Source organism: Alteromonas sp. ABE4_545, from assembly GCF_056161325.1.
In genome coordinates this window covers 1-12,013 of record NZ_JBSWYY010000005.1, presented here as the reverse complement: position 1 = coordinate 12,013, position 12,013 = coordinate 1, and the positions used below count along the sequence as shown (strand labels likewise).

Below are 12,013 nucleotides of genomic sequence, written 5' to 3'. Positions count from 1 at the left end.
TTATTCCTGCGCAAAAGAAATTTTGGTCTACATTTAAATAGGTGCATACGTGGCGATGCTAGGTAGCCTAAACAAGTTCAAATATTCAATCAGTACAATACATTGTTTCCGAAGCAGGGATGGACGGGGCAATACCATCTGGAGTTCAATGGGTATGTCAATTCAACGCAAATTTTTGTTTGCTGTTTCCGCAGTGATAGCGGGCTTTACGATTCTTATTGCGGGCGTCACAATTTGGTCTACATCCAATGATATTAATCAACGTGTCATTGATGAAGAGCAGCAAGTCGCATCACGCTTGCTGAATATTCTCAGAATCACAGACGATATGACAATGGACCGCGTGCGTAGCAGCATGCAACTGTTGCAACAACGTGGGCTAGCGTTAGGTACGCCTCGACAAGGCGGAAACGTGTTGGTAAAGGAAACCCAATCAACCGAGTTGCTGCTGGGCGGGCAAGCGCAAGCGAATAACTTTGCCTTGGTTGACGGGCTCACTGATATCATGGGGGGCACGGCGACACTATTTAGCAAAACGGGCGACGATTACATTCGGGTTTCAACCAATGTGATAAAAAATGGTAAACGGGCCATCGGCACAAAGCTAGCGCCATCAGGCAAAGCCATTGCACAAATCAATAAAAAGCAAGCCTACTACGGTGAGGTTGATATTTTAGGCAGCCCTTATATCACAGGCTATGAGCCAATGTTTGATGCCAATAATAATGTAGTGGGCATTTGGTACGTTGGGTACTCGGCAGACATGGCAGTATTGGAAACCGCCATCGCTGATAGTCGAATTCTAACCGACGGTTTTGTCGCTTTGCGAGATGGCAAAGGCAATATTCGTCTGCACTCATCTAACGTTGATGAAAAACTAGCTGGGGAAGTTATTAACCGCAATGATGGTGATTGGCGCGTTACTGTCGTGCCTTTTGATGAATGGGGTTACGATATTATTTTAGCGTCGTCGACATCAACGAAAAGCGGCATGCTCGCCAGTGCGGTGTTGGCCTTATTGGCCAAAATTATTGTTGCTGCTGGCGTTGTTTTGGCAACTTTGATTTTCTTGATTCGACGTATTGTTGGTCAGCCATTGGCGCACTTTATTCACGTGGTTGATGATTTAACCAAAGGAGAAGGCGACCTAACGTTTAGATTCAATCTGAAAAGCAACGACGAATTCGGTCGAATGGCTCAAAGCTTCAACCGGTTATTAGCGCAATTACAGTCGACAATTAATTCGGTTTCTACCTGCACGAATAAACTTATCGAAAAGTCATCTGAGTTGGAATCGAGCGTTATCGGTGCCAACCAATCGGTTGAGTCGCTTGGCCAAGAAACCAATCTTATCTCTTCGGCGATCAGTGAACTCAGCAGTAACTCGCTCACTGTGGCAGAAAACACCTCCAAAGCGAGTGAAGCCGCAGAGCAAGCCGACAGAGACACGCGTGAGTCGTCTTCGGTACTCACCGCAACCATTGCCAATATTAAGCAACAAGCAGACGAAGTTGACAGTTCGGTACAAGTTATTAATGAGCTAGCGCGTTCAAGTGAAGCCATTAGTGGCGTGATGGAAGTAATTCGTAATATTGCAGAGCAGACTAACTTGCTAGCGTTGAATGCAGCGATTGAAGCAGCGCGTGCTGGCGAGCAAGGGCGCGGGTTTGCGGTAGTGGCAGATGAAGTTCGCTCGCTAGCGAGCCGCACGCAAACATCAACCGAAGAAATTCGCAATATGATCGAACGTTTGCAACAGGGAAGCCGAGAAGCGTCGACCCGTATGCAGAGTAATAAAGAAAACGCGTTTGCAACGGTAGAAGTGACACAGAAAGCCGGAACTTCTCTCGATCAAGCCCTCACCGCCGTAGCGCGGATCAGCGAGTTAAACCAGCGCAATGCTGTGATGGCAGAGAAGCAACGAACGGTTTCTGAAGAAGTAGCGAAGCGGTTAGAGCTTATTCATCACAAAGGCGCTGAAAACGTGAAGAACTCGGAAAAGCTAACCGAGTCTACGCGCAAGATAAGCCAAGATATTCAATTAATGCAAAACGAACTGGCTCGCTACAAATTCTAGTCGAGCTTATTTTTTAGGAAAGCGGATCAGGTATTGTAAGCCTTTACCTGGTTCGCTGAACGCTTCAATACTGCCTTCCAGCGCTTGCGTTACCAAGTTATACATAATGTGTGTGCCAAGACCGCTGCCTCCTTGACTGCGTTTTGTCGTGAAGAAAGCGTCGAACAACTGAGCCAAGCTGTCTGACTCTAGTCCTTTTCCGTTATCGCGATAGTCAATTACAATTTCTTCGTCTTCTTCAGTCACGGTCAGTGAAATCTTGCCTTTTCGCGTGTCTTCAAAACCGTGAATAATCGAGTTCACGATCATATTTGTCGTAATTTGGGCAATAACACCAGGAGCACAGCGAATTTCGAGGTATTCAGGGCATTGAATGGTCACACTGTGTTGCGTTTGCTTAAAGCTCGGTTGCAGTGACTGCAGTATTTCATGTAAATAGCTATTGAGGTTAAATACGCGTTCGGCTTCGCTGGTTTGGTCTACCGCAACTTGTTTGAAACTGGCAATGAGGTCAGACGCGCGGTTCAAGTTAGTTAGCAGCAACTGAGTTGTTTGCTCAGCTTCGTTAATAAACCCCGCCATAGACTTATTGGTAAGCGTTTTATCACTGAATGCGGCATTAATACTGTTGATTCGTTCTTGTAAAAAACTCGCAGCTGTTACGCCCACACCAAGAGGCGTGTTAACGTCATGAGCGATACCGGCAACCAAGCCACCTAACGAAGCCATGCGCTCAGACTCTACCAATTGGTCTTTGGCTAATTTGAGGGTTTCCATCGACTTCGCCAATTCGTCGTTGCGTTTACGCAGTTCGTTTTCAATATACTGCCGGTTTTCAATTTCCTGACGAAGCTCTCTTTGGTTGGCAATGAGTTCATCTTTTTGTTTTTCCAAATCCAGCATAATTTGGCTCAGTGAAGCCGTTTTCTTGGCGACTTCCTGTTCCAGCAGCAGGTTTTGGTCATCGAGTTTCTTATTCGCTTGCTTGAGCGCAGATTGCGTACCGCGCAAGTTTTCTTGCGACAGCATTAAGTCGTTGATGACCTGATTGTAGGAATGCTGAAGCTGGCGTAGCTCATTGTCATCTTCAATGGTTACGGCAATCTTTGAGTCTTCAGGGTGTTCGGGATCGAAAGCACTCATTTGTTGAGTGATATCGGCGAGCGGTTCTGACAGCATGCGTCGAAAAGCGGTCATAAACAGAAACACAAGAAAGCCGGTTTTTACTATCGCGTTACCAATGAGGAAGAATATACCGACTTCGATGCGGCCGAAAATAATATCGAAGCTCGAATAAAGCGTCACATCGCCTACGTTAGACGTACGTCCTGAAAACTCAAAAATCAGAGGGAAGCTGTAACCGAAAATACCGCCGGTGTGATCTTGCATCACGCCTGTTTTTACCGGTTCCCGGGTTTGTGCAATGGTTTGCCCTAGGTCGGCAATATAGTCGCCATTTTCGTCTCGGATCTGTACGCCTTCAACAATGGGTAATTCCATGAGTCCTTCGGCAATAGATATTGCTTGGGGCGTATTTAATTCCCAAATGGCGCGCGTTAGGCTGGTAGAAAAGGTGTTCTTGAGAGTTTGAAGCTCACCTTCAATATGATTTTTAGTACTTAAATACTCTGTAAAGATTTGGCCTACGGTAACGATCAACGTCAAAATAAAGTACACGGATAACACCCGTGTGAGCAATTTTCTCGACAATCCTGTCTTAACGGTCGTCATTCAAAAACCTTACGTTCACCGAAAAAGTACCTTCTTGAATCAAGAATATGCACAATTACCTGAATAGACAAGCAATTGATGGTCGGATGGCGTTTCTTTTTGCTGTTTATGTGTACAACATTCAGCAAGTGTAAAGCCTGTAATGACACGCCCTCTGTGGGCTGCGTCGAAGGTAACAATAAAAGTGTCGGTATTTTGCGGGCTGCGTAGTGAAATGAAACTAGACTAAAGTGTATTGAGACTGAGTGTCATTTCACCAGAAAAATTAACCATTGGTCATAATTTGTTGCTTTATGACAGTGTAGGTTTGTTGATGAAATGATATAAGTAATATTATTTATTCAGTAAACTAGAGTGATGCAGGGGAAAATACCCCGATGTCACCTTGACACATTAATGTCATCGTTTTAATAAAAATGTCATACAGCACATCAATAATAGCGGCGATTTGTTATGAGCAGGAATAAAAATATGTCACGAAGGGTCTTGCTGGTAGAGGACGAAGCGCCGATCCGCGAAATGCTAAAATTTGTGCTAGAGCAATCTGGTTTTGAAACAATCGAAGCCGAGGATTTTGATGTTGCACAGCAGCTGATTGCGGAACCCTATCCCGATCTTATTTTACTGGATTGGATGTTGCCTGGGGGCAGTGGTGTTCAGTTGGCAAAAAGTTTAAAACAGCACGAGTTCACCCGTGATATTCCGGTGATCATGCTTACCGCGCGCGGTGAAGAAGAAGACAAAATCCGCGGCCTAGATGCGGGCGCCGACGATTACGTGACCAAGCCTTTTTCTCCCAAAGAGTTAATTGCGCGTATTAAAGCTGTTATGCGTCGTGTTACCCCAACCAGTAACGAGCAGCCCATTGAATTTAATGGCTTAGTACTCGAACCCATTTCCCATCGTGTTATGGCAAATGAAGCGCCACTTGATATGGGGCCGACAGAGTTTAAGTTACTGCATTTCTTTATGACTCATCCAGAGCGCGTGTACAGTCGTGAGCAATTGCTAGACAACGTGTGGGGCACTAACGTGTATGTTGAAGACCGCACGGTAGATGTACACATTCGTCGATTGCGAAAAGCCATTTCACGCCATGGGCACGATGCCATGATCCAAACCGTACGTGGTGCAGGTTATCGTTTTTCAACTAAGCTGTAATTTTACCGCGAAAGGCGTATCATCGCGCCTTTCAAACCCGTTTGGTTGAGCATGACAAAAAGGACGCTCAAACACCATGTATTATCCATTTTCTTGGCTGAGTAGCATAACCAGATTAGGGCTTTACCTACTGGTTTTCGCCGCAGTGGGCTGGTATCTGGATGACATGGTACTTGCGGTGGCGATAGGCACAATTGGGTTGCTGATGTTTAATTATTGGCACCTTTACAAGCTTAATCGTTGGTTGTGGCATAGCCGCAAAATGTCTCCTCCGTCTGTAAAAGGCGTGTGGGAGCACATTTACGAAGGGATCTATTACTTACAAAGGCGCAATCGAAATAAGCGCAAAGAACTCGGCGAGTTAGTAAAGCGTTTTCGCGAAGGTTCTGAAGCCTTGCCCGATGCTGCGGTAGTGGTTGACGAGAATGCCTGCATTATCTGGTGTAACCGACTTGCGCGTTTAGAATTAGGCCTGCGTTGGCCAAGCGATGCGGGTCGTCGGTTAGACAACTTAATTCGCCACCCACGCTTTATCGAATATTTTCACGAAGGCAATTATCACCATCCCATTGAAGTGGCATCGCCGGTAAACCCGCAAAAGACCTTTGAATACCGAATTATGCCCTATGGCGAAGACCATTTATTGCTTATAGCCCGAGACGTAACACGGGTTTCTCAATTAGAAGAAATGCGCAAAGACTTCGTCGCCAACGTTTCTCATGAATTGCGCACCCCGTTAACAGTGATCAACGGTTACCTAGAAATTATGCCGGTTGACGAAGACACCGACCCATTTCAGGCCAAAGCGCTCAATGAAATGAGCGCCCAGACACAACGCATGCAGAGTTTGATCGAAGATTTGTTAGTGCTCTCAAGAATTGAAGCCAGCTCAGAACGCATTTATGAAAAGATTGTAGATGTGCCCGCAATGCTCAAACAAATTCATATTGAAGCCTTGGCATTGAACAAAGAAAAAGGCCATGAGATAACTTTTGAGCTTGAAGATGATCTCAGTGTGTTTGGTGTAGAAACTGAGCTGAGAAGCGCGAGTTCCAACCTGATTTTTAACGCGATACATTACACTCCACCGGGCGGAAAAATTACCGTGCGCTGGCATCGGAGCGATTATGGCGCACGCTTCTCGGTACAAGACAATGGTGACGGAATTGAGCAAAAACACCTAACGCGCTTAACCGAGCGTTTTTATCGTGTTGATAAAGCAAGGTCGAGAAAAACCGGCGGCTCAGGGTTGGGCTTGTCTATTGTGAAGCATGTGCTTAACCATCATAATTCACAATTGGATATCACCAGTACCGTGGGTGAGGGCAGTGTGTTTTCTTTTGAATTTGGCCACGAAATGATCGCAGAAATAGAATGAGTTGTTCTTGGTTTAAGCGCATGAATATCACGCGAAGTATGCTTGTCGTTGTTGTTGTGAGCCTCTCACTTTTTCGAGTTGCCGTGGCAAGTGAAGATTACGAGCGACAGCCAGGAGTGGCGGGAAAGATCACGTCGGTGGGGTCTGATACCTTGGCGAACCTGATGACATTGTGGTCTCAAGAGTTCAAGCAGTTGTATCCGCAAGTCAAATTTCAAATTCAAGCGTCTGGCTCATCAACAGCGCCACCGGCTCTCACCGAAGGCACTGCCACCATTGGCCCTATGAGCCGAGAATTAAAGCCCAGTGAAATCAGTGCTTTTGAGCGCGAGCACGGCTACCCTCCGACGGTGCTGAAAGTGGCTCTGGATGCTATTGCTATTTTTGTGGAACGACGCAACCAGCTTACCGGCCTGACTTTTGATGAAGTAGACGCGATCTTTTCTTCAACACGCTATTGCGGAGCGCCTGAACCTATCGAGTATTGGCAGCAGTTAGGCGTGTCGTTTACCTCTCATCAAGATCCAATTCGCACCTTTGGTCGAAATTCAGTTTCAGGTACCTATGGCCTGTTTAAAGTGATGGCTATGTGTGATGGCGATTTTAAAAACACTGTGAATGAGCAACCTGGCTCTGCTTCAGTGGTATTGTCGGTCGCGTCCAGTAAAGGGGCGATGGGGTATGCCGCCTATGGTTACAAAACAGCAGGCGTTCGCGCTTTGCCCATTGGCCCGTCACAAGACAAGTTGGTGCCACTTACGCTCGACACCGTGCGCAGTGAAACCTATCCCTATGCTCGATTTCTCTATTTGGTGGTAAACAAAAAGCCGGGTGAGCCTCTCCCTACATTGGAGCGGGAATTTTTGCGTTTTGTACTGTCAACCCAAGGCCAGCAATTGGTGTTAAGAGACGGTTACTTCCCTGTGCGAGATGAAATGGCGGCCCGCCAACGGCGCTTGATTGAGAATCAAAAGTAATGAAATCGTCACAAAAGTGACTTAAATAATTACTATATAAATCAAAGCGATTCTACTGCCTTTCAATTAATGCATAGAAAGTTCAGTTTTCCATATTAAAGTTTTGTGACAGCGTCAGACTGTAACAAATGTGTCATTTACTTCCAGTAGCCTACTCGCGTTCTGAAAAATTGTTCCAGTCTAAAGTCTATTGGAGAAGCACATGAAACTTAAAGGTCTATTTAATGTATCAACCATCGCTCTTGCGCTAGCGTTGGCTGGTTGTGGCGGTGACATCAATATTACACCAACAACAATTGATAACAGCACCACCAACACTGAAAACTCAAACAATACTACCAACAACAATGGTAGCGGTGATTCGTCTGACACAAACATCTGTGCTTCATACGACAAAGACGGCGAGACACTTCAAGGTACTTACGATAGCGCAACAGAAATTTGTACGTACAGCACGTCATTTGCTAGCGCATCAAACGTTATTACTTCAGACCTTACTCTTGACGGTGACGCAGTACACTACTTCAAGAGCTCACTTATCATGGGTGAGAGCTGTGACACAACTCAAGGTTGTACAGTAGAAGCTGACGGCCCTACATTGACTGTTGAAGCTGGTGCAACGGTTGTTTTTGACAACGCTGCTTCTCGCGTTCAAATCAACCGCGGTGCAAACATTGAAGCTGTGGGTACTTTAGCTAACCCTATCATGTTTACTTCAGCTAACGCTATCGAAGCACTTGATTCAGTAGGCGCTGGTCCTTCTCCACAAGACTGGGGTGGTATCATGATCGATGGTTTCGGTATCACTGACCAATGTTCTGACGCAGAACGTGCAGCGGGTACTTGTAACGCTGAGTCTGAAGGTGCGGTAACTTACTACGGTGGTAACGACAACACTGACGACAGCGGTTCATTGAAATTCGTTAAAATTCATTATGCTGGTGGTCTTCCAGCGGGTGCTGAAGTAGGTAACGACCTTAACTCTCTAAGCTTGTTTGCAGTAGGTTCTGGTACTGAAATCGACTACATCGACATCTACGCTGGCTACGACGACGGTATCGAGTTGTTCGGTGGTGCAGTAGACCTTAAGCACATCGTTGTTACTGACACTCAGGATGACTCAATCGACATCGACGCAGGTTGGCAAGGTAACGCTCAGTTCCTTTACATCAAGCACGGTACGGTTGTAAACGCGGCTGGCGAAACTATCGCAATGGGTAACGGCGGTTTTGAGTCTGACGGTGAAAAAGGTGACACAACGGCAGAAGCACCAGCATCTGCACCACACATCGCTAACGTGACTGTGGTAACAACAGACGCAAACTCTGTACGTGATGACGACCCTTCAATTGCTATCAAACTTGACGATTCAATCGCTGCAACTTGGTATAACACCATCCTTAAGAAAGGTACTGCTACACAAACTTGGTGTATCAACTACTCAAGCGATGCGGCTGACAACGTAGTAACTAACACGGTTTCTATCAAGTCTTCTATCGCAGCGTGTGAAATGCTAGCGGCTTCAGGTTCAGATACAGTAACAACCGACAGCGGTTCAGTGACTGTGGAAGGCTGGTTCACTCAAGACGGCGTAAGCCAGGTAGTGAACGGTTCTGACACTGTTCTAGCAAGCAATGGTTTCTCTACTTCTTCTGAAGTTGCAATCACTGCTACAGACATGACAACAATTGATGCTGACTTCTTTGAAGCAACTGACTTCATCGGTGCAGTATCACCTACAGACACTTCTTCAGATTGGTACAACTGGGTAAACAACGCGTTCGATAACGCGGACGACGAGTAACCAATTTGAACCGAATGAAATAGGCGCCCTAGTAGCGCCTATTTGTTCTTAGTCTGTGAGAAAAAAAATGATGACTCCTTTTAAAGCGAATAAAATTTCACTGGCCGTTGGCGCCTGTTTGCTGACTGGCTCTATGCTGGCGCAAGCGCAGGAAGACAATGCCATTGAAGAAGTTGTTGCTACGGGTACGCGACTACAAGGCACTGCTGCGGCGGTCATTGAAGAGCGTAAAAACCAAGCATTCGTTGCCGATATTCTTGGAGCTGAGCAGATTTCTCGTACAGGTGACAGTGACGCGGCGTCAGCGCTACGTCGTGTGACTGGTTTGACGTTAGTTGACGGAAAGTTCATTTACGTACGTGGTTTGGGTGAGCGATATTCAAGTGCTCGTCTGAATGGCGCTAGTATTCCTAGCCCTGATTTAACACGTAACGTTATTCCGTTGGATATTTTCCCGTCTAACGTTATCGAGAGTCTATCGGTACAAAAAGCCTTTTCACCTAATATGCCAGCGGCATTCGGTGGTGGTAACGTTGATATTCGTACTAAGTCGCTGCCTAGCCAGTTCGTTGCAGGTTTCCAACTTGGCGGTGAATACAACACAAATAACTCAGACGGTTATACTTACAATCGCAATGACAGTGGCCAGCCTGCTGCATTGAGTAGCGCAATTTTGCATTATCGCGGTGACTTTTCTCTGCGAAACATCATTGAGCGCGATGCTTTGGTCGCCACAGATACAGCCACTGTTGCTCAGCAAGCGAAGGCTATCAATAACGAGTTATTGCAGAGTTTACCGCGTAACATCAGTGTGAAAGACGAATCGTTAGATCCGAATTTGTCCGCGCAAGCGTTTATTGGTAACAGCTTTGACGAAGAGTACTTCGGCGGTACGTTCGGTTTTATTGCGTCAGTAGCCTACGACAATCGTTGGACCTACACTGATCGCCGCAATGCGGTGGTAAGTGCAGACTTGATCGATGGTTGTTCTGAACAGCTAGATACAGCAGAAGACGTTGTTATTAGCTGTTTCGACAGCATGGTTGATTCACAAGTAACCAACCAAAACGAACGTTTGAACGGTTTGTTTACTGCGGGTTATCGTCTTGGTACACACAATATCAGCTATACCAAGATTTATATTCAAGACAATGAAGATGAATCACAAATTTCACTGTCTCAAAACCCAACGCAAAACATAACTATCGCCCAAGACGGTACAGCGGATTACGAGCAGCAATTCACCTATGAAGAGCGCACGTTAGAAGTAGACCAGTTCCGTGGTCAGCACACGTTCCTAGATTACTGGGGTGTGGGCGTTGATTGGCATTATACCCAGTCACAAGCCGAGACGGATATTCCACTTGATGCGACATTTAGTTTCAACAATGACTACGATGAAGATGGCAATTTCCTAAATGCCAGCATCAACGGTGGTAACGGCCAAGCTGAATATGCTTTTGTTACCATGGACGACCATATGAAAAACTATGGTGGTAACGTTAACTTGCCTTTCACTGTTGGTAAATTCGACATTGAATTAAAAGGTGGTTGGGACTTTATTGACCGTGCGCGTTACTACACCACGTCGAGTTTCTTCGTTAACAACAGTGGTGCAGCGGTAGAAATTACCACCGACGAAAGTGATTTGTTGAATTTGCCTTCGTATTTAACCGACGGTTTTATCGAAGACTCAAACTTACTCGTGGCGTTTAACGAGCCAGAAGCCCCAGAAGCAGATGACTATCTAGCCGCACAGAAAATTGAGGCTGGTTACGGTTCATTCGACATCTTCTACGACAATACATGGCGTATTAGTGGTGGTTTGCGTTATGAGTCGTTTAAGCAAGTGGCACTTGAAACCTCTAGCTTGATCTTCGATGGCGACGATTTAGAAGTGTTCTTCAATGAAGACGACATTTTAAACCGTACAATCAACCAAGATGACGTTTATCCGTCATTGAGCTTGACTTACATCGGCGGTGAAGACTATCAGCTTCGCTTTGGTTACGGTGAAACCGTGGTTCGCCCAGACTTGCGTGAAGTGGTACCGGTTGGTTATTTCGACCCATTAACAGACATTCGTACAACGGGTAGCATCGCGCTTGTATCAAGCTCGCTGAAAAACTATGACGTGCGTTACGAATTGTATGGTACAGGTGGCGATAACTTAGCATTGTCATTGTTCTACAAAGACATTACTAACCCAATCGAAACGGTTTTAAGTGTTGGTGACTCAACGTATACCGCAAGCTTTACCAATGGTTCACAAGCTGAACTCTATGGTATCGAAGCGGAATGGTTGTACGACCTTGGTTGGCTGGCAAACGGCTTCTTTACTTCAGGTAACATCACCTTGAGTGATTCTGAAGTGAAAATCGACGCTGCCGACGCGGGAAGCTTAACGAACACCTCTAAGCGTATGAATGGTCACTCACAATACGTGGCTAACTTCCAGTTGAGCTATGACTCAGCAGGTGGTGAGCACAGTGCATCATTGGTGTACAACGTATTCGGTGAGCGTATTCTTGCATCGGGTATCAACGGTCGTCAGGATGCTTACGAGCAACCTTTCCACTCAGTGGACTTTGTTTACTCGTACTACCCAGACTTCAACACAACAATCAAACTGCGTTTGAGAAACTTGTTGGGTGAAGATCAGGAAGTAACCCAAGACGGTATTACCGTGCGTAGCCGTACCATCGGCACTGGCATTAAATTGTCTTACCAATACGAATTCTAATATTCCAATTGGTTTGAGAAAGGCTCCCTCGGGCTGTCTCTTATACACAAATCCCCGCTAAGAAATTAGTGGGGATTTTTTTTGAACATTATCTCTTCACTCTGATCAGATCTTGTAACTTGGTTGTGAGAGTAAATGATGA

7 protein-coding genes are annotated in these 12,013 nt (G+C 45.9%); 6 read left to right on the top strand and 1 reads right to left on the bottom strand.

Annotated features, from left to right (window positions below; translation table 11 throughout):
• Positions 1-154 precede the first annotated feature (154 nt).
• Positions 155-2,077 (top strand): methyl-accepting chemotaxis protein, encoded by a 1,923-nt coding sequence (locus ACXAH6_RS06450; protein ID WP_474875828.1) that lies wholly within the window; start codon positions 155-157, stop codon positions 2,075-2,077.
• Between the two features lie 6 nt (positions 2,078-2,083).
• On the opposite strand, the gene ACXAH6_RS06445 is transcribed toward ACXAH6_RS06450, so the two are convergent.
• Positions 2,084-3,808 carry a sensor histidine kinase gene (locus tag ACXAH6_RS06445; RefSeq protein ID WP_474875827.1) on the bottom strand — a complete coding sequence of 575 codons (1,725 nt, stop codon included), beginning with the start codon at positions 3,806-3,808 and terminating at the stop codon, positions 2,084-2,086.
• Positions 3,809-4,279: 471 nt separating this feature from the next.
• Between ACXAH6_RS06445 and phoB the strand changes: the two genes are divergently transcribed.
• From phoB to ACXAH6_RS06420, 5 genes are all read left to right on the top strand, one after another.
• A complete protein-coding gene (phoB, locus tag ACXAH6_RS06440; protein ID WP_474875826.1) occupies positions 4,280-4,969 on the top strand; it encodes a phosphate regulon transcriptional regulator PhoB in 690 nt (229 codons plus the stop codon).
• A gap of 76 nt (positions 4,970-5,045) precedes the next feature.
• Positions 5,046-6,347, top strand: coding sequence for a phosphate regulon sensor histidine kinase PhoR (gene phoR / locus ACXAH6_RS06435; protein WP_474875825.1), 1,302 nt, complete (start codon positions 5,046-5,048; stop codon positions 6,345-6,347).
• A gap of 20 nt (positions 6,348-6,367) precedes the next feature.
• Entirely contained in the window at positions 6,368-7,324 is a 957-nt protein-coding gene (locus ACXAH6_RS06430) for a PstS family phosphate ABC transporter substrate-binding protein (RefSeq protein WP_474875824.1), read from the top strand.
• Positions 7,325-7,526: 202 nt separating this feature from the next.
• On the top strand, positions 7,527-9,128 hold the full coding sequence (locus ACXAH6_RS06425; RefSeq protein ID WP_474875823.1) for a hypothetical protein: 1,602 nt from the start codon (positions 7,527-7,529) through the stop codon (positions 9,126-9,128).
• A gap of 67 nt (positions 9,129-9,195) precedes the next feature.
• The gene (locus ACXAH6_RS06420; protein ID WP_474875822.1) at positions 9,196-11,871 is read left to right on the top strand and encodes a TonB-dependent receptor domain-containing protein; all 2,676 of its coding nucleotides are present in this window, start codon (positions 9,196-9,198) and stop codon (positions 11,869-11,871) included.
• The last annotated feature ends 142 nt before the right edge of the window (positions 11,872-12,013 follow it).